Source organism: Morganella sp. HMSC11D09 (genome assembly GCF_001807955.1).
Lineage (GTDB): Bacteria > Pseudomonadota > Gammaproteobacteria > Enterobacterales > Enterobacteriaceae > Morganella > Morganella morganii.
On record NZ_KV791697.1, the window covers coordinates 115438 to 134808 of the forward strand.

The 19371-nt window shown below is 53.7% G+C and carries 13 protein-coding genes and 1 pseudogene; 11 read left to right on the top strand and 3 right to left on the bottom strand.

Features of this window, described 5'->3' with window-relative positions; all coding sequences use genetic code 11:
* Positions 1-6: 6 nt before the first annotated feature.
* The 9 genes from motB (at position 7) to HMPREF3119_RS14040 (ending at position 10259) form a co-directional block, all read left to right on the top strand.
* Complete coding sequence (motB, locus tag HMPREF3119_RS14000; protein ID WP_032098587.1) at positions 7-1008, top strand: flagellar motor protein MotB; 1002 nt, start codon at positions 7-9, stop codon at positions 1006-1008.
* A 76-nt stretch (positions 1009-1084) separates the two neighbouring features.
* On the top strand, positions 1085-3157 hold the full coding sequence (cheA, locus tag HMPREF3119_RS14005) for a chemotaxis protein CheA (protein WP_070580054.1): 2073 nt from the start codon (positions 1085-1087) through the stop codon (positions 3155-3157).
* A gap of 16 nt (positions 3158-3173) precedes the next feature.
* The gene (cheW, locus tag HMPREF3119_RS14010; protein WP_004236862.1) at positions 3174-3671 is read left to right on the top strand and encodes a chemotaxis protein CheW; all 498 of its coding nucleotides are present in this window, start codon (positions 3174-3176) and stop codon (positions 3669-3671) included.
* A 95-nt stretch (positions 3672-3766) separates the two neighbouring features.
* A complete protein-coding gene (locus tag HMPREF3119_RS14015; RefSeq protein WP_004236861.1) occupies positions 3767-5452 on the top strand; it encodes a methyl-accepting chemotaxis protein in 1686 nt (561 codons plus the stop codon).
* A 112-nt stretch (positions 5453-5564) separates the two neighbouring features.
* Positions 5565-7139: a methyl-accepting chemotaxis protein gene (locus HMPREF3119_RS14020; RefSeq protein ID WP_032098589.1), complete on the top strand. Its 1575-nt coding sequence runs from the start codon at positions 5565-5567 to the stop codon at positions 7137-7139.
* A gap of 119 nt (positions 7140-7258) precedes the next feature.
* Positions 7259-8122 (top strand): CheR family methyltransferase, encoded by an 864-nt coding sequence (locus HMPREF3119_RS14025; protein WP_015422623.1) that lies wholly within the window; start codon positions 7259-7261, stop codon positions 8120-8122.
* Positions 8094-9161, top strand: a complete 1068-nt coding sequence (locus tag HMPREF3119_RS14030; RefSeq protein ID WP_004236858.1) for a protein-glutamate methylesterase/protein-glutamine glutaminase — start codon at positions 8094-8096, stop codon at positions 9159-9161. The genes HMPREF3119_RS14025 and HMPREF3119_RS14030 overlap by 29 nt, the downstream gene beginning before the upstream one ends.
* A 41-nt stretch (positions 9162-9202) precedes the next feature.
* Complete coding sequence (gene cheY, locus HMPREF3119_RS14035) at positions 9203-9595, top strand: chemotaxis response regulator CheY (protein WP_004236857.1); 393 nt, start codon at positions 9203-9205, stop codon at positions 9593-9595.
* A 25-nt stretch (positions 9596-9620) separates the two neighbouring features.
* Positions 9621-10259 carry a protein phosphatase CheZ gene (locus HMPREF3119_RS14040; RefSeq protein ID WP_004236856.1) on the top strand — a complete coding sequence of 213 codons (639 nt, stop codon included), beginning with the start codon at positions 9621-9623 and terminating at the stop codon, positions 10257-10259.
* A 60-nt stretch (positions 10260-10319) separates the two neighbouring features.
* Here the strand turns inward: HMPREF3119_RS14040 and HMPREF3119_RS14045 are convergent, their stop codons facing one another.
* Entirely contained in the window at positions 10320-10643 is a 324-nt protein-coding gene (locus HMPREF3119_RS14045; protein WP_004236855.1) for a DUF5339 domain-containing protein, read from the bottom strand.
* A gap of 323 nt (positions 10644-10966) precedes the next feature.
* On the opposite strand from HMPREF3119_RS14045, the gene flhB reads away from it, so the two are divergent.
* Together flhB and flhA are read left to right on the top strand one after the other, a co-directional pair.
* Positions 10967-12118: a flagellar biosynthesis protein FlhB gene (gene flhB, locus HMPREF3119_RS14050; RefSeq protein WP_070580056.1), complete on the top strand. Its 1152-nt coding sequence runs from the start codon at positions 10967-10969 to the stop codon at positions 12116-12118.
* Positions 12111-14207, top strand: a complete 2097-nt coding sequence (gene flhA, locus HMPREF3119_RS14055) for a flagellar biosynthesis protein FlhA (protein WP_015422625.1) — start codon at positions 12111-12113, stop codon at positions 14205-14207. Before flhB ends, flhA begins: the two co-directional genes overlap by 8 nt.
* Before the next feature lie 118 nt (positions 14208-14325).
* Here flhA and HMPREF3119_RS14060 read toward each other — a convergent pair whose 3' ends face one another.
* Together HMPREF3119_RS14060 and HMPREF3119_RS14065 are read right to left on the bottom strand one after the other, a co-directional pair.
* The gene (locus HMPREF3119_RS14060; RefSeq protein ID WP_049243241.1) at positions 14326-18567 is read right to left on the bottom strand and encodes a SpvB/TcaC N-terminal domain-containing protein; all 4242 of its coding nucleotides are present in this window, start codon (positions 18565-18567) and stop codon (positions 14326-14328) included.
* 50 nt (positions 18568-18617) lie between these two features.
* Positions 18618-19371 (bottom strand): annotated as a pseudogene (locus tag HMPREF3119_RS14065) (insecticidal toxin protein); the annotation flags it as partial.

The window sequence follows — 19371 nt, forward strand, 5'->3', positions numbered from 1 at the left end:
CCGACGATGAAACCGGGCAATACGCATGTTATCCGCGTCAAAAAGCGGGGCGGTCACGGGCACGGCGGCGGACACGGCGGGTCATGGAAGATTGCTTACGCTGACTTTATGACCGCCATGATGGCGTTCTTCCTGGTGATGTGGCTGATTTCTATCTCCAGCCCGCAGGAGCTGACTCAGATTGCGGAATACTTCCGCACACCGCTGAAAACAGCGATCAACCCGGGAACAAAAACCGGGGATGCCACTAACCCGATTCCGGGCGGCGGCAAAGACATCATTTACAAAGACGGTGACACACTGCCGGACCCGGACAGCATGCAGGAAGAGCAGGGGCAGGATGAAGCCGGTCGTTTTGAGAAACTGAAACAGGATCTGGAGCAGGCGATTCTCAAAGACCCGCGTCTGAATGAACTGAAGCCGCATCTGCTGATTGATACCACAGATGACGGGCTGCGGATCCAGATTGTCGACAGTGCCAACCGCCCGATGTTTATGGTCGGATCCACTCATGTTGAGCCGTATATGCGGGACATTCTGCGGGCTATCGCGCCGATCCTCAATGACGTGCCGAACCGCATCAGTATTTCCGGTCACACGGATGACCTGCCGTATGCCAACGGCGGTAATTACAGCAACTGGGAACTGTCTGCCGAACGCGCCAATGCCTCGCGCCGTGAACTGGTGCGCGGTGGTATGGCCGAGAACAAAATTCTGCGGGTGGTCGGGATGGCATCCTCTATCCATCTGGATAAAAACGACGGACTTGCGCCGGTGAACCGCCGTATCAGCATCATTGTTCTGAATGAGTCGGAGATGGCAAATATTCTCCATGAATATGAGGGTGCTGTTCCCATTACCGATTTACAGCAGCTGAAGCAGTTACCGGCGCCGCATACAGAGACACCGGCTCCGCCGGAGATCCCGCCGGAAAAAGTGCCGGAACCGGCGGCACCGGATCAGACACCGCCGCAGAACAGCGCTGCGGCGGCAGATACAACACAATAAACAGGATGGACAGGTACTGCCGGATTGCCGGCAGTACCTGTCAGCCGTAACACAAGAAAAAAATTGGATAACCGCGATGGATATAACCGAGTTTTATCAAACGTTCTTCGATGAAGCCGACGAGCTGCTCCGGGATATGGAACAGCATCTGCTGGAGCTTGATCCCCGGGATCCGGACAGTGAACAGCTCAATGCTATCTTCCGCAGCGCGCACTCCATTAAAGGTGGTGCGGCAACATTCGGATTCACGCTGTTGCAGAAACCCACACACCCCCTGGAAAACCTGCTTGATAAAGCCCGCCATGATGAGCTGACGCTGACGCCGGATATCATTGATGTCTTCCTTGATACCAAAGATGTGATGGGCTCGCAGCTGGATGCCTATAAGAGCGACACACTGCCGGATGAAGAAAGCTTTAACCGCATCTGTGAAGTACTGGGGCATGTGGAGCAGAGTGTGGCGGACGCCGCTGTTGTCACGGAAACCGCCGCGCCGGAACCGGTCAGTGAAACCGCAGAAATTACTGCCGGCTCAGAAGAGAGCAGCACAGTACCGGAAACCGGTTTTTCACATCATTTCACGTTCACGCTCAGTAAGTTAAAGGAGAGCGAAGTCGCTCTGCTGGCCGATGAGCTGTCGCTGTTCGGCACGGTATACAAAACTGAACAGGGTACCGATACCCTGAAAGTCTGGCTGGGCACCAATACCGCGATTGATGACATCAGCGGCGTGCTCTGCTTTGTGGTGGATGATTCTCAGATTGCGTATGAGGAAACACCGGCAGCGGAATTAACCGCCATGCTGGCCGCAGACAATACCCCGGCAGAGGCGGAAGAAGAAACCGTCAGCGCACCGGTTGCTGTACCGGCACCGGCAGCAGCATCGTCATCTGCTCCGGCGGCGCGCAAAGCACCGGCTGCGGCGGCAAAAAATAAAGGTGACAGCGGCAGCATCCGTGTGGCGGTGGAAAAGGTGGATCAGCTGATCAACCTGGTCGGTGAGCTGGTGATTATCCAGTCAATGCTGACTCAGCACAGCCAGCAGGTGGATCAGGCCGAATATGCGGAACTGCTCAGTTCGATTGTTCAGCTGGAACGCAACTCGCGGGCGCTGCAGGAATCTGTCATGTCTATCCGCATGATGCCGATGGATTATGTCTTCAGCCGCTTCCCGCGCATGGTGCGCGATATCGCCTCAAAACTGAATAAGAAAATTGAGCTGAAAGTGGAGGGCAGCTCCACCGAACTCGATAAGAGCCTGATCGAGCGGATTATCGATCCGCTGACCCACCTGGTGCGCAACAGCCTCGACCACGGTATTGAGAAACCGGACGTCCGCGCGGCAAACGGCAAACCGGAAGCCGGGACTCTGACCCTGGCGGCGGAACATCAGAGCGGCAATATCTGCATTGAAGTGCGGGATGACGGTGCCGGTCTGAACCGGGAGCGGATCCTGGCCAAGGCCCGTCAGCAGGGCATGGATGTGCACGACAACATGACTAACGATGAAATCGCGATGCTGATTATGGCACCGGGTTTCTCCACTGCCGAAGTGATCACCGATGTGTCCGGCCGCGGCGTGGGTATGGATGTGGTGAAACGGAACATTCAGGACATGGGCGGCCGTATTCAGATTGGTTTCACCGAAGGGCGCGGCACCGTGACCCGCATCCTGCTGCCGCTGACTCTGGCTATCCTCGACGGTATGTCCGTCAAAGTGGCCGATGATGTCTTTATTGTCCCGCTCAGCGCCATTATCAGCACACTCCAGCCGCGTCAGGAAGACATTTACCGCCTTGCCGGTGAGGAAAAAATGCTGCTGGTGCGCGGCGAATATCTGCCGCTGGTGGAAATGCATCAGGTCTTCGGTATCGAAGAGGCGGAGCGTGATCTGGCGAAAAGTATCGCCCTGATTGTTCAGAACGCCGGTAACCGTTACGCCCTGCTGGTTGACAGACTGATCGGACAGCAGCAGGTGGTGGTGAAAAATGTTGAAAGTAATTACCGCAAAATTCCGGGGATCTCTGCCGCCACGATTATGGGTGACGGTTCTGTCGCACTGATTATTGATGTGGCGGAACTGCAGCGGATGAACAACGAAATTTTGTGCAAAAAGAAAATGAACACGTCACACGTCGTGATGCAATAAACAAAGGTAAATAACCATGTCGATGATGGATGAAGATTTAAACAAACTCGATGAAGAGAAAAACGGCGAAGGGTACCTGATTTTTACCCTGGGCGAAGAAGAGTACGGCATTGAGATCCTGAAAGTACAGGAAATCCGTGGTTATGAGCAGGTTACCCGTATTGCGAATACCCCGGATTTTATCAAGGGTGTCACTAACTTACGCGGTGTGATTATCCCGATTATCGATCTGCGTGTGAAGTTCTCCCATCAGAACGTCACTTACAACGACAACACCGTGGTGATTGTGGTCAATCTGAAAGATCGCGTGGTGGGGATTGTGGTGGACGGCGTGTCTGACGTGCTGGTGCTCAAAGATGAGCAGATTGCCCCGGCGCCGGATTTTGCGGTCACCTTATCAACCAAATATCTGACCGGCCTGGGCACCATCGGTGACCGGATGCTGATCCTGGTGGATATCGAAAAGCTGCTTTCCAGCGAGGAAATGGCACTCATCGACAGCATGGCTGAATAATAATTCAGCCAAATGGTTTTGGTTAAGCCATCACTAAAGTTTTTTGTCGTGTGACCGATATCAAAAATACAATAACACTATGCCAGTAGAAAATTATGTATAGCAGAATTAAAATTGTATCAGGGCTTTTATCCGTTATTCTTATATTTGTACTGTTGCAGCTGGCATCCAGCGGGCTGATGTTCAGCAAACTGGGTGAAAACCGCGACAGTATTCACTTTTTGGATTCACTCCAGAGTCAGAGACAGGTTCTGACCCAGAGCTGGGTTAATCTGATCCAGGCCCGCGCCAATTTAAACCGGGCGGCAAACGGCTTTTTGCTCAGAGAGCACACCTTTAAAGACGATGCCACCCCGGATGAGCTGATCAAACAGGCCACCCGTCAGTTAGCGGATGCAGACGCTGCGTATGCCCGCTACATGAAAATGATGGAAGGCACCAGTTACGACAAGGCGAAGTTTGAAAAGCTGCTCTCCACCTATGAAACCTACCGTAATGCACTGACCCGGCTGATGTCCTATGTCCGGGAAGATCAGCTGGAACAGTTCTACACCTATGCCACATCCGGTTATCAGATGAAGTTCGAAGAGCAGTTTAATTCGTATTTCGACAGTATTTCTGCGGCGTTCCGGGGTGAAGTACAGAATGCGGAAGATAACTTCAGTGAATCCCTGTATATGCTGATTGCCCTGGCTATTATCCTTGCGCTGATCAGTCTTATCAGTTACCGCTATGTACAGCGCGGCATTATTCACCCTCTCAATGGCCTGGTAGACCGCATCAAAATCTTTGCTGCCGGTGACCTGACCCCGACAGTTGCGGTGAACGGTAAAAATGAAATCGCTGATCTGGGTCGCGGTGTGCAGCACATGCAGCAGGAGCTGATTAATACGGTGCGCGGTGTGCGCGACGGCAGCGAAAACATCTATCAGGGTACCAGCGAAATCGCCGCCGGTAACAATGATCTGTCTGCCCGTACCCAGGAGCAGGTTGCCTGTCTGGAACAGACCGCTGCCAGCATGGAAGAGCTGACCGCGACAGTGAAACAGAACACTGAATACGCTCATCAGGCCAGTGAATTTGCCGGTCAGGCCTCTGACATCGCCCGTGAAGGCGGCAAAGTGGTGTCCAACGTGGTGAATACCATGCTGAATATCGCTGACAGTTCACAGAAAATTTCCGATATCACTGCCGTTATTGACAGCATTGCGTTCCAGACCAATATCCTGGCCCTGAACGCGGCAGTTGAAGCAGCCCGTGCCGGTGAACACGGCCGTGGTTTCGCGGTGGTGGCGGATGAAGTCCGTAACCTGGCGCAGCGCAGCGCGGATGCGGCAAAAGAGATCAAAATCCTCATCGAAGACTCGGTATCCCGTACCGGAACCGGTGCCCGTCAGGCAGAAGATGCCGGCGAAACCATGACCAAAATCGTGGAATCCGTTACCCGTGTCACCGACATCATGGCGCACATTGCCACGGCATCCGATGAGCAGAGCAAAGGTATTTCACAGGTCAGTATTGCAGTTGCTGAAATGGACAAAGTGACGCAGCAGAACGCCTCACTGGTTGAGCAGTCTGCGGTGGCGGCAAATGTGCTGGAAGAGCAGGTGGCGAAACTGTCACAGCTGATAGCCATTTTCCGCTTACCGGCCTTGAAGCACAGGGACGATAAACACACTGAACCGGCGGCAAGAACGATTTCCAATGTCGTGAAAACCCCGGATCTCAGCAAAATATCATCGAAGAATCATCAAGATGATGACAATTGGGAAACTTTTTAACGACGCGTCTGTGCTTTGCGCTGTCAGGGAAACCTGACGGCGCTTTTGTGCATCACAGCGATAACAACAACCGAAGCAGGTGAGCCCGGCCGGACGCAGTGGGGATAGCATTATGTTTGGTAAGAGAATACGGATTTCTGTCAGTTTATATCTGTTGCTTATTTTCTTTTGCGGCATGCAGATAGTGTCCAGCGGATTATCGCTGGGGATTGTTTCATCTGAATTATCGTCACTGGAACGGGTCGATCTCGGCTCAAAAAAACGGGCATTACTGGTGTCTTCTTATGAAGATCTGATGCAGGCCCGTAACCTGCTTACCCAGGTTGTTGTTCATATTAAAGTCGGCTCTGAAGAGAGCGATATCCGCCAGGTCAAAGCAGCATTTGATTTGCTGCTGGATAAAGCGGCGGAAGATTACAGCAATTTCAAATCCCAGCCGGTTCTCAGTGAAAAAGAGGATTTTGCCGGTATTGAAGAACAGTATCAGTCTTACCTTGGTGTGATTAAAGAACTGCGCGGTTACATTGATAACGCCAATATCCCTGCCTATGTGGAACACCCGACCCAGATGTATCAGGACAGAATGGGTGCGGTGGTGAATGATTATCTGGCGCTGCTGGATGAAGAGAGCCGCAGTGCGATTGAGTCCGGTACGTTCTATAACCGGCTGGCGTGGATCATGTTCTTCGCAGTGACCGCCACCATTCTGCTGATTTCCGGTCTGGCTCATTTCTGGATGCGTTACAAAGTGATTAATCCGCTCACCAGTATGAGCGAGCACTTTATGCAGGTCGCACAGGGCAAACTGAACCAGAAAATAGAAGTGACCACCCGTGATGAAATCGGTGTGGTATTCGGTCAGCTTAAGCTGATGCAGGAATCGCTGGCAGAATCTGTCTCAAACGTTCGCCTGAATACAGACCAGATGTATACCGGAATTCGCGAGATTGCCCTGGGCAATAATAATTTATCATCACGGACAGAGCAGCAGGCTGCCTCCCTGGAGGAAACCGCTGCCAGTATGGAAGAGCTGACCGCAACGGTGAAACAGAACGCCGATAATGCCCGTCAGGCCAGTGAACTTGCGGTGACGGCATCGAAAACCGCCAGCCGTGGTGGTCAGATCACGGACAGCGTGATTGAAACCATGACCTCGATTGCCAACAGTTCGCAGAAAATCAGCGCCATTATCAGCGTGATCGACGGTATTGCTTTCCAGACCAATATCCTGGCACTGAACGCTGCCGTGGAAGCCGCCCGTGCCGGTGAGCAGGGACGCGGATTCTCCGTGGTCGCCGGTGAGGTGCGTGCGCTGGCACAGCGCAGTGCGGATGCCGCGAAAGAGATTAAATCCCTGATTGATGAGTCAGTTGACCGCGTCGGTCAGGGAACGCAACTGGTGGACAGCGCCGGTAAAACAATGGAAGAACTGGTCACTGCGGTGAACCAGGTGACGGAACTGATGAGCGAAATCGCGTCTGCCTCCAACGAGCAGAGCCGTGGTATCGAGCAGGTGGCAACCGCCGTCAGCCAGATGGATCTGGTGACCCAGCAGAACGCCGCACTGGTTGAGCAGTCAACAGGTGCAACAGCCGCACTGGAAGATCAGGCGAATAACCTGGTCGACACGGTCGCTTTCTTTGAGCTGCCGGATAACAGGGGCACTCAGTCCGGCTTTGCCGGCTGACAGTCCTGATCACCGCCTGACACCGGTTCGTATCGCAGACGCCGGTGTCAGGGGGTAACTGATCGGTTTGTACTGAAGACTGTCAGTGAATCGTTTTTACCGAAAGGACAACAAGTACGATGCTTTTTGCGCCACAGATAGAACCACTCACAGATGATGAGTTTGGTCGGGTGTGCCGGTTTATTCATAAAAAGTCAGGCATCGTCCTTAGCATGAATAAAAAGAATATGGTCTACAACCGCCTGTTAAAGCGGCTCAGAGACTGCAATATGAGCACATTCGCCGAGTACCTGCGTTTGCTGGAACGGGAGCCGCTGCACCCGGAATGGCAGGCATTTATTAACGCAATGACCACCAATCTGACCGCATTTTTCCGGGAGCCGCATCACTTTCAGACACTGACTGACTTTATCCGTCCCCGCCGTAACCAGCCGATCACTATCTGGTGTGCGGCTGCCTCGACAGGGGAAGAACCGTATTCGATCGCCATGACACTCAGTGATGTTCTCGGTGCGAACGCCATGAATGCCAAAGTGATCGCCAGTGATATCGATACCGAAGTTCTGGAGAAGGCCCGTAAGGGCGTCTACCGTATCGAAGAGCTGAAAAGCCTCAACGCCCTTCAGCGTCAGCGCCATTTTATGAAGGGGGTCGGGGAATATGAAGGCTATGCCCGGGTGAAACCGGCGCTTGGCCGGATGATTGATTTCCGTTATCTGAATCTGACGGACAACGACTGGCAGTTTCAGGGGCAGTTCGATGCCATATTTTGTCGTAATGTCATGATTTATTTCGATAAGGATATGCAGAAACAACTACTGGAACGTTTTGTTCCGCTACTGAAGCCTGACGGGCTGCTGTTTATCGGGCACTCGGAGAACTTATCACAGTTATCTTCGCGTTATGTCATCAGAGGACAGACCGTGTACAGCATTCAGGCGGCCGGGAGAAGTGATGAAAAAAATAAAAGTACTTTGCGTTGATGACTCGGCGCTGATGCGCCAGTTAATGCGTGAAATTATTAACAGCCATCCGGATATGACTGTGGTGGACGTGGCACCGGATCCGTATGTTGCGCGTGATCTGATTAAACAGCATGAACCGGATGTGGTAACGCTGGATGTGGAAATGCCGCGGATGGACGGCATCGATTTTCTGGAAAAACTGATGCGTCTGCACCCGGTACCGGTGGTGATGGTCTCCACACTGACCTCCAAAGGCTCGGAAGTGACCCTGAAAGCCCTGGAACTCGGAGCGGTGGATTTTGTCACCAAACCGCAGATCGGGATCCGCGAAACCATGATGAGTTACCGCGACCTTATCGGTGAAAAAATCCGTGCCGCAGCGATGTCAAAAATCACGCAGGGTAACCGCTTCCGCCGCCAGGAAAAAGTGACGGCAGCACCGGCGGTTATCAGCAAACCGCTGTCATCGTATGCCTGCCATAACCGCCTGATTGCGGTGGGCGCATCGACCGGCGGAACGGAAGCTATCCGTCAGTTCCTGGAGATGCTGCCGCCTGAGTGTCCGCCGGTGGTGATCACCCAGCATATGCCGGCCGGTTTCACCCGCTCATTTGCCGAGCGTCTGAACAAGCTCTGTGCGCTGACGGTAAAAGAGGCGGAACACGGCGATGTGCTGCGCAAAGGGCATGCTTATATTGCCCCGGGCGATGCGCATATGCTGATCGCGGATAAAGGCCAGGGTTACCAGGTGGTGCTTCAGCAGACACCGCCGGTGAACCGTCACCGTCCGTCCGTGGATGTGCTGTTTGACTCAGTGGCCGAATGTGCTGCCCGCAAATGCATCGCGGTCCTGCTGACCGGTATGGGTATGGACGGTGCGCGCGGCATGCTGAATCTGCGGCAGAAAGGCGCGGTCACGTATGCCCAGGATGAGCGCAGCTGCGTGGTCTTCGGTATGCCGCGCGCGGCGATTGAACTGAATGCGGTCGATGAAATTCAGGATCTCGTCAAAATTGCCCCCAGTGTGCTGGGCAGACTTGCTGCCGTTTCCGCCTGACGGAACCGGCAATTATTCATTGTATTATTGCAGGAGTGGTTATGGCCGCTAAAGATTTGAATTTTCTGGTAGTTGATGATTTTTCCACCATGCGCCGTATCGTGCGTAACCTCTTAAAAGAGTTGGGCTACAACAAAATTGAAGAGGCGGAAGACGGTGTGGATGCACTGGAGAAAATCCGTGCAGGTCAGATTGATTTCGTGGTGGCGGACTGGAACATGCCGAACATGGACGGGCTGGAGCTGCTGAAAACCATCCGCGCGGATGATGCACTCAAACATATCCCGGTCATGATGGTGACCGCCGAAGCGAAAAAAGAAAATATTATTGCCGCCGCTCAGGCCGGTGCCAGCGGTTATGTTGTCAAGCCGTTCACTGCCGCGATCCTCGAGGAAAAACTGAATAAAGTCTTCGAAAAAATGGGTCTGAACTGAGGGGCTTCAGCAGAAGGAAAGCAGGATGACGGAAAATAAATCAACGGACAGAAACAAAAACAGTGATGATGATTTAAAACAGATCATCACCCGGGTCGGTTTTTTAACGAGGATGTTAAGAGAAAGCATGCGTGAACTGGGATTAGAAAAGGGCGTGCAGCAGGCGGTCGCGACAATTCCGGACGGAAAAGACAGACTGCGCTACATCGCTCAGATGACCGCACAGGCGGCGGAAAAAACACTCAACGGCATCGACACTATCAAGCCGTTGCAGGTAAAAATGCACGAGGACGCGCTGGATTTGCAGGCGCGCTGGCAATCCTGTCCGTCAGCAGAGGTCGATCCGGCTCTGCAGGAATCCACCATGGCGTTTATCCGCCGGGTGATTGACGGCAGTGCGGTGACCAAAAGTGAGTTACTGGAAATTATGATGGCTCAGGATTTCCAGGATCTGACCGGTCAGGTCGTGAAAAAAATGATGGAAGTGGTGGAAGAAACAGAGAAACAGCTGCTGTTTCTGCTGATGGAAAACACCCCTGCGGAAATCCGTGCAAAACATCCGGTCGACAGTCTGAAAAACGGACCGCAGATTGATCCGAAAGGGACCAATGTGATGGCATCACAGTCACAGGTTGATGATCTGCTCGATGAGCTTGGTTTCTGATATAAAAAAACCGCAGCAGGGATGCCGCGGTTCAGAACGGTCAGTCTGTCACAACGGAAATCAGATACCCATTGCCTGCTTAATCTGAGCCATTGCGTCGCTGCCTGCTTTGCATGCTGCGTCCTGCTGCTCTTTCGGCAGTGTTGCGATTTGTTTTTTCGCTTCGTCAAACTGTTTCAGCATTGGTTCTAACTGTGCTTTGGCTGCTTCGTTGTCACCGGCTTTTTCAGTTGCTTTCTTCACTAAATCATCGACTTCAGCAAAGTATTTGTTACAGGTTTCAGTTGCACCCGGAACGGATGATGCTGATTTTTCTTCGCCGGAACATGCAGTCAGAGCCAGAGCCATTAAACCCAGAGAGCAGGCTAAAATTGTTTTTTTCATCAGTGAGTACCTTGTGATTATCGTGGAATAAAACAGTGGCAAATTATAAAGTACCGGTAACAACTGCCTATCGGAATTGTTCCTAATTTAACACTCCGTGCGAAATACGGGCTTTCATCAGGTTCAGCGGCTTAATTTGACTATATTGCGTTGCTGACCACTGCCTGCGGGTGTCACTGAGTGATTTTCTGCTGATAATTCCGTCACTCCTGCTTTAATCAGGGAATTACACCGTTAAGACCGGTCATTTTCCACCATTGAATTTGCCGCATTCTGTCATGCTATAGCCATAAGCAAAATCCCGGCAGACGGCGGAGGTGTGAGTGTCTGATGAAAGTGATGTGGAAAAAACAGAAGAACCCACCCCCCATAAAAAACAGAAAGCCAAAGAAGACGGACAAATTGTCCGCTCCAAAGAACTCAGCTCACTGATGATGATGCTGGCCGGTATCAGCCTGCTGTGGTTAAGCGGCGGTCATCTGGCGGGACAACTGCGTGATATTTTTCGTCAGGGATTTCTCTTTGATAACTTTTATCTGCAGAATCCGGGGCTGATGCTGCGTTTTCTCGGAAAAGTCATTGGTGAAGCGTTATTTGCGATGCTGCCGGTTGTCGGCGGGCTGGCGCTGGTCGGTATTTCTGCGTCGGCACTGGTCGGCGGACTGGCGTTTAACACCAAATCCATCAAATTTGACCTGACAAAACTGAGCCCGCTGAAGGGCTTTAAACGTATTTTTTCCATGAATGCGCTGGCCGAATTATTCAAGGCGATTCTTAAATCCCTGCTGATTGGCCTGGGCGCATGGATTTTTTTATGGCAGGCATGGCCGTCCTTACTGCATCTGGCGATGGAATCCCCGTCAACGGCAATGGCCAATGCGATGCAGAAAGTGATTTTTGCCGGTTACCTCATTATCTTCATGCTGATCCCGATGGTGGCGTTTGATGTGTTCTGGCAGTTCCGTTCGCACCTGAAAAAGCTGCGGATGAGCCGTCAGGAAATCAAGGATGAATTTAAGCAGCAGGAGGGTGACCCGCAGATAAAAGCCAAAATCCGTCAGCAGCAGCGTGCGATAGCACGTAACCGCATGATGGCGGATGTGCCGCAGGCGGATGTGATCGTGACCAACCCGACGCACTACGCCGTTGCCCTGAAATATGACGAGAAGAGAATGACCGCGCCGAGAGTGCTGGCCAAAGGTGCCGGGGTACTGGCGCAGCGGATCAAAGAGATAGGTGCGGAGAATCGCATTCTGCTGCTGGAGGCACCGCCGCTGGCGCGGGCACTTTACCGCCATGCCGAGGTCGGGCAGTCAATTCCGGTGGCACTGTATTCCGCCGTGGCGGAAGTGCTGGCATGGGTGTTTCAGCTGCGCCGCTGGCGTCGTGAAGGCGGCCTGAAACCGAAAAAACCGAAGAATTTACCGGTGCCAAAGGCACTTGATTTTGTTGGAGAAAATACCCGAAATGGCTAATCTGGCTGCACTTTTGAGATTACCGAAAACGATGCAGGGAGCACAATGGCAGCTACTTGCCGGGCCGGTCCTCATCCTGATGATCCTGTCAATGATGGTACTGCCGCTGCCGGCGTTTGTGCTGGATTTGCTGTTTACCTTTAATATCGCGCTGTCCATTATGGTACTGCTGGTGGCGATGTTCACCCGGCGTACCCTCGATTTTGCCGCGTTCCCGACTATCCTGCTGTTCTCCACCTTACTGCGTCTGTCACTGAACGTGGCATCCACCCGTATCATCCTGATGGACGGACACACCGGTCCTGCGGCGGCGGGCAGGGTGGTTGAGGCATTCGGGCACTTCCTGGTCGGCGGTAACTTTGCCATCGGGATTGTGGTCTTTATCATCCTGGTGTTAATCAACTTTATGGTTATCACCAAAGGTGCGGGACGTATCGCTGAAGTCGGCGCACGCTTCGTGCTCGATGGCATGCCGGGCAAGCAGATGGCGATTGATGCGGACTTAAACGCCGGGATCATCAATGATGAAGAAGCCAAACGCCGCCGTGCGGAAGTGACCCAGGAATCCGATTTCTACGGTTCAATGGACGGGGCCAGTAAGTTTGTCCGTGGTGATGCCATCGCCGGGATTATGATCATGGTGATTAACGTGATCGGCGGCCTGATTGTCGGTGTGGCTCAGCACCATATGCCGCTGGGCGATGCGGCCAGCACCTATACCCTGCTGACCATCGGTGATGGTCTGGTGGCGCAGATCCCGGCACTGATTATCTCAACCGCAGCCGGTGTGATTGTGACCCGCGTGGCGACAGATGAAGATGCCGGTGAGCAGATGGTCACCCAGTTGTTCAATAACCCGCGTGTGATGTGGCTGAGTGCCGGGGTTCTGGGTTTGCTGGGGCTTATCCCTGGCATGCCGAACTTTGTATTCCTGCTGTTCACGGTGGCGCTGGCATCTCTCGGCTGGTATCTGGTGAAGAAAAGCAAAGAGCCGGTCAAAGAGACGGATAACAATGTGCAGGAGCAGCAGTTCCGTGAGGCGAATAAAGTCACGGAAGCGACCTGGGATGATGTGGTGGCGGAAGATTTGCTGGCGATGGAAGTCGGTTACCGGCTGATTCCGCTGGTGGATAATGACCAGCAGGGCGAATTGCTCGGGCGGATCCGCGGGCTGCGCAAAAAATTTGCCCAGGAAGTCGGCTATCTGCCGCCGGTGGTGCATATCTGTGACAACCTCGAACTGGCACCGACTGCTTACCGGATCCTGATCAAAGGGGCGGAAGTCGGGCGCGGCGAGGCTCAGCCGGGCCGCTGGCTGGCGATTGACCCGGGCAATGCGGCGGGCTCTCTGGAAGGGGATGCCACACAGGAACCGGCATTTGGTTTACCGGCAGTGTGGATTGATGATGATCTGCGTGAGCAGGCACAGATTCAGGGTTACACCGTGGTTTCAGCCAGTACGGCGGTGGCGACACACTTTAATCAGATCCTGCTGGAATACGCCAGCGACCTGTTCGGCCGTCAGGAAGCACAGATGCTGTATGACCGCGTGAAGAAAGAGATACCGAAGCTGGCGGATGACCTGATCCCGGATACTTTATCACTGACCGTTTTCCACCGCGTGCTGCAAAATCTGCTGACTGAAAATGTCATGATCCGCGATATGCGCACTATTATTGAAACCCTGGCAGAGCAGGTTGGTGAGAACGGCGAGCAGAAAGATACCGATGTTCTGACGTCGCAGGTGCGGATAGCACTGGGCCGCGCTATTACCCAGCAGTGGTTCGGGGCATCAGGGGAAATTCAGGTGATTGGTCTGGATGCGGGGCTGGAGCAGATCCTGTTGCAGGCCGCGAAAAGCGGCGGCGGTCTGGAGCCGAACCTGGCACAGAATATCGAAATGCAGGCGATGAGTGCGGTACAGCACCAGGAAGCGATGGGTGCACCGACAGTATTGCTGGTCAATCATTCACTGCGTCTGATCTTATCCCGCTTCCTGCGCCGCAGTCTGCCGCAGCTGGCGGTGATGTCCAACCTTGAACTGAACGATCGCCGTCAGATACGGATGACTTCTATGATCGGCGGTTAATCACGGGTTAAACCATTACCATCATACTTTGCGGGAATCTGTGAAAACAGGTTCCCGTTTTTTGTATATTGAGCCGGTCAAATCATGACCGGCATTTTTTGTTGTACACAGATACAGCTTACTCCGCTGTATCGTTTTCATCCTCACTGACCACAAACCACGGTGTGTACAGTGTGCGCCGCTGATAACCTTTTGCGGTGATCACCTGATGCTCACGGCCGAGCGGGTCATAACAGTGCGTGTCGGCGTACAGATCCTGCCGCGCACTGTCATCACTGACATACCTCCAGTCATTGACAAAGTATGGCTGATACGTCCGGACGGCATGTCCTTTGTTATCATACTCAGTGCGGCCCGACACTGCCCAGCGTGCTGTTTCTTTCTCACTTTTCCGGCTTCCGGCTGCCAGTGAACCGTTTTTATTGCGGTGGAATGCGTCACCGTCCTCAAAACGGGCTGACTGCTGTAAAATCCGCCCGAAACCGTCACTGAAGGTGACCTGCTGACGGATTTGCTGTGTGCTTTTATCCGCCGGTTCGTCATCATAGCGATCAGTTGTCAGGGTCAGCACATGCGGCGGCAGTTTATCTGTACCGCTGTGCATCCAGCTGTCTGCGGCATAGACAAAACACTGCGCAACCGGCAGTTGTTTTTTCATCTCCGTGGCGTCCTGCACTGAATCCGGCAGTGTCAGCGGTTTCTGGCTGTAGCCGGTTTTCTGACCATTTTCCGTGCCGTAAAAACGGCTGCTGATCACCCGTCCCAGCGCATCAGTCTGTACCTGGCTGATATTGTCATTGGTATCGGTTATTTCGCAGACAGACAGAAAACGCCAGTCATATTTTGCCTGAGTGATAAGTCCGGAGGCATCGGTGTGTTTAGTGATAACACAGTGATGTTTATCGCGGGTCAGATGACGTTCCCCGATCAGCGGATTATCGCGGACGGCAACCGGCAGCAGGAACTGTTCCGGTGCACCGTAAGTCTGATGACCGGAGCGCGTAATCCAGACCTTTTTTCCTGTTTCTGAGGTACCGGCAAACAGGTAATCCGCTTTGATATAGCCGGTTTTCAGTAACTGCTCCGTGATATCTGTACCTGATTTTATGGCTGCGGTAATCGTCTCATCCAGCTCTGCAGTATCCGTATAACTCCGGCGCGGCGGCCAGGACGGAACTGTTACTGACGGCTGATTATCTTTATTCAGCCAGTAAGTCCTCTGTTGTCCGGCAAAGTGGCGTGCAGACTGGTTATTGCTGAGCAGGGCAGGCAGTGTTTCCGTATTTAAGCCCGTTGCCGGAACTAATCCGGATTTCAGAACAAAAATATCGCTGCGATCAGCATCAGGCTGCCCGGTCAGCCACTGTTCCTGTTTCAGATTGGTCAGGTGGTGCCGTGCATGCTGTGATAACGATACAATGAGTTGCAATTGCTGATCATCATAACCGGAATCAAACAGTGACGCGGGCAGGGTATCCGGCAGCGGGTTTTTTGCCGGTTTCGGACGGCGCGGATAATGAATCGTCGCTTCACGCAGCGGGTAACCGTACTCATCCGCACTGAGTATAACGGATTGCGAACACTGCGGATCAGCAGCCATGCGTTCATAGTGATATTCACGGCTTTCTGATACCGACGGCCGGACTACCGGCATATCTGCATCCGGTGTGATCAGACGGACACTCAGCCGCTGTTCACTGACACTGTACGGTAAATCCTGTTGCGGACTGCCGTCTTTGCCGTATACCTCACTGCGCAGCTGCATCCCTTTTTGCGCGCGGCTGAGCCAGAATGCCTGTTTTTGCGCCAGGGCATCAGAACAGACGGATTCTTTATCACCGCTGCCGGTTGTCAGCCGCGTAACAAACCCGGCAAAGGCATTTTTATCGCCCTGCCAGTACTCATTTTTCAGTTGTGTATCAACAGGGGTATAGCCGGTGGCATACCAGTTACGGGTCAGTACCGGCATCGTCAGTACCCCGCTGGTGGCGCGGGCGGCGGTGGTATCTGAATCCAGTACCTCCACACAGCCGAAGCCGCGGAACTCCCGTTCACGGGCATCCCACACACCGTGGTGATAACGGGCTTCACTTACCAGTTTATTGCCGGTGATTTCATCGGTAGTTTCTGTTTTCCACAACGTATGCAGCGGGAAAGGCAGATATGAAACCGGTTCGCGGGTTTTATCATCCAGCCGGAACTGTGCGGAACTGCGGTAGCGCAGATTCTGCGACATCCCCGTCTGATTATTAATCTGATTCAGCAGCCACGGTTTTTCGGTGGTCAGATGCAGCAGATAATGACGCGGTACGGTATGGGGAACCGTCAGCAGCAGGCTGGCGACCCCCAGTCCCTGTACATCCGCTATCTGTAAACGGCAGGTCTTATTGTAACGGACGCCGGCAGGCAGCTTCACAGTGACTGGTTTGTCAAAACCGTTACCGCTGCGGTTACGGTAGATTTCAATATAATCACTGCGGGCATACAGAATATCGGCGGTACCGCTGCCGTCAATATCGGCGAGATAAACATATGCGGCATTGAATTCCGTCTGTTTTTTGCTGAAACCGTCCAGTGCCAGCGGCTGACCAAAGCGGCCGTGACCCAGATTCGGCCAGCAAAGCACTCCGCCCGCACTGATCTGTACCAGATGTTGTTGTCCGGAGCCGAGCACATCACTGAAAGCAACCAGTGTGGCGGCATCGCCGTCCGGTGACGGCAGGACAATTTTTTCTGATTGCGGAATATCTTTGGCGGATAGCCAGCCGTCTTTGCTGCCTGGCCAGATGCGCACACTGCGCGGACCGATGAGCACCAGGTCGGTGGCACCGATACCGTCGATATCGGTCATTTGTGCAGCAGGATGGCCGTATTCCAGCGGCAGGGCACTGAGCGGTGTAAAATGCAGCCACTGTTCCGGGTTATCTGTCTGCTGACGGTATTGCCCGTGTACGCCGGGCTGTGTGACAACCCACTGCAGACGGCCATCACCGTCAAGATCAGTCAGCATCGCACCGTTTTTCAGGGCGGGAATATTATCGAGCCGCTGCGGTTTATCCCATATTACCGCATTGACATCATCGCTCCCGGTATCACGGACCGGGGCGCGGTAATACCATGCGCCGCTGTCCTGATACAGGATCCCGGAAATACCTTCACCGTGCAGATCCAGATACTGCCACGGCTGCTGCGGATTGAGTTTACCCATCTCCGGCTGAGACCACTGCACAGACTCCGGAAAATCAAAGGTCTGCCAGCCGAAGGTCAGCGGCGGCAGAGACAGCATTTTGCCGTCATCCTCAAACGCCATCTGCCGGGCGGCAGTCAGTGTGGTGACAACGTGGGTTTCCTGATACTCAAACAGCAGGCGGGAAACCAGTGCCGGTACATCCGTACCTTCTGCTTTTTCAGCGAGCGTCTCCAGGCGGTGGAACATCAGCACCTGGCGGCATAAACGGCGGGTACGCAGATCAAACCCGTAAGCATAACCGGAGAACGGATCCTGACGGCACAACCAGCCGGAACCGGCTTTAAACAGCGGTTTTTCTGCCGGTTTAAGGGTGCGTTCGCCATAGTCAAACACCAGCACAAACAGCCAGCCGGCTTTGGTGGCATCGTTGCCGTTGAAACAAGGGAATGTGCGTCCGGCGGTGATATTGCCGTAATGGACTTCACTGAGATAGCGCTGGCTGTGGCTGCCGGGATGGGCGGCTTTTTCCCGGTCGCTGCAATTGATGTCATCTTCCGCACGGTAACGGTAATAAATCTGCTCACCGGTGGCGGAGACCGAGGCGTTCAGTAACCAGCGGGCCGTGTGGCTGCCGTTACTGATACGGGCGGCAGATTCATAACCGAGCAGATGCACCTGACCGTCTGCGGCATACCAGAGCCAGAAATCCGGTTCGGTGGTACTGCCTTGCGGCTGCCAGTATTCCAGGCGGCTGAAATCACGCTCCGTCCGGGCGCGGTATGTAGTTATCTGATAAGAAACGGCCAGTTTTACACCCAGCAGGGTCTGACGTTTATCCGCCGCGCCGGGGACAGCCACCAGGACTTCACCGGCAGGATCCAGAAATTCATCGTCAGCGGTATAAGCAGGAACACCTTTACGGGTGCGGCGGCTGACCGCAGGAAGATTCACATCCCAGCCGATACCAAAGGCACTGTTACCGCCCTGACTGCTGTAGCTGAGTGAGAGAGAAGGGGCATAGCCGCGTCCGGCACTGACGGGCAGCGGCAGAGACAGCGACGCCGCGCCGTCCGGCCCGGCGGCCCCCGCCTGTCCGGAAAGTCCGGTCAGTGCACCGCCACCTTTCGGCAGAGACGGCGCCTGAGGACTGATATTATCTGATTGTTGCATAATAGGCTCCAGAACGGGCAGCCAGCAGGCTGCCCGGGTCAGGATAAAAATTAACGGATGGTGTAACGGATATGGATGATGATATCGCTCAGACTGAGCAGCAGGGCTTTCTGCTCATCCTTTGTTGCTTCCGGGAAGCTCAGGAACAGGCTGCTGTCATTATCCACCGGGATCCCTTCAAACGGCAGCCAGTGGCCGTCATTGAAATCCAGCCGGAACTGACCGTCGTCATTCATACCGTGGGAGACGGCAATGGCTTTACAGCCGTCCGGCAGTCTGACATCGCCGCCGTAACTGAGCACGGCACGCACATCCTGATACGGCCCTGTCAGCGCCGGTAAGGTCACGCTGATCTGTTTGATTCGGCGTGTTTTACCCAGACGGGCAGGGTAGTTTTCCGCAATCTTCAGTGCCTTCAGGTTAAACGCGGCATATAACTCTTTATCTGCGGTCATTGAGAGCCCGGTTGCTGCCGGTGTATTACCGGAACCGCTGCCTTTCAGCAGCTCAGCAATTTTCTCTGCCAGATTAACCGGTGTGTCATACTCCTTATACACTTTGGCGAGTGAAACAGTACGGGTGACTTTCAGCGTACGGTGGTTCCATTTCAGCCATGCCTGCTCCATCTCTGTCAGATTCAGCAGCAGGGACTCCCCGGCCATCAGTCCGGCATTACTGCTCTGCCATGCGCCCGGTTTGATATAGCGCGTGGTTTCACCGGTCTGCCATGCAAACGCGGCTTCGGCCATCATGCAGCGGGTGGCGGTCAGGTCGTAGAAGCGGTAATAGATGGATGCCAGACGG

Bases quoted from the DNA above. Each gene is read 5' to 3' on its own strand.
- flhA (WP_015422625.1), top strand. From the start codon at position 12,111: ATGGCTAATCTGGCTGCACTTTTGAGATTACCGAAAACGATGCAGGGA.
- cheW (WP_004236862.1), top strand. From the start codon at position 3,174: ATGTCGATGATGGATGAAGATTTAAACAAACTCGATGAAGAGAAAAAC.
- HMPREF3119_RS14020 (WP_032098589.1), top strand. From the start codon at position 5,565: ATGTTTGGTAAGAGAATACGGATTTCTGTCAGTTTATATCTGTTGCTT.
- HMPREF3119_RS14060 (WP_049243241.1), bottom strand. From the start codon at position 18,567: ATGCAACAATCAGATAATATCAGTCCTCAGGCGCCGTCTCTGCCGAAA.
- HMPREF3119_RS14045 (WP_004236855.1), bottom strand. From the start codon at position 10,643: ATGAAAAAAACAATTTTAGCCTGCTCTCTGGGTTTAATGGCTCTGGCT.
- HMPREF3119_RS14025 (WP_015422623.1), top strand. From the start codon at position 7,259: ATGCTTTTTGCGCCACAGATAGAACCACTCACAGATGATGAGTTTGGT.
- motB (WP_032098587.1), top strand. From the start codon at position 7: ATGAAACCGGGCAATACGCATGTTATCCGCGTCAAAAAGCGGGGCGGT.
- HMPREF3119_RS14040 (WP_004236856.1), top strand. From the start codon at position 9,621: ATGACGGAAAATAAATCAACGGACAGAAACAAAAACAGTGATGATGAT.
- HMPREF3119_RS14015 (WP_004236861.1), top strand. From the start codon at position 3,767: ATGTATAGCAGAATTAAAATTGTATCAGGGCTTTTATCCGTTATTCTT.
- HMPREF3119_RS14030 (WP_004236858.1), top strand. From the start codon at position 8,094: ATGAAAAAAATAAAAGTACTTTGCGTTGATGACTCGGCGCTGATGCGC.
- cheA (WP_070580054.1), top strand. From the start codon at position 1,085: ATGGATATAACCGAGTTTTATCAAACGTTCTTCGATGAAGCCGACGAG.
- cheY (WP_004236857.1), top strand. From the start codon at position 9,203: ATGGCCGCTAAAGATTTGAATTTTCTGGTAGTTGATGATTTTTCCACC.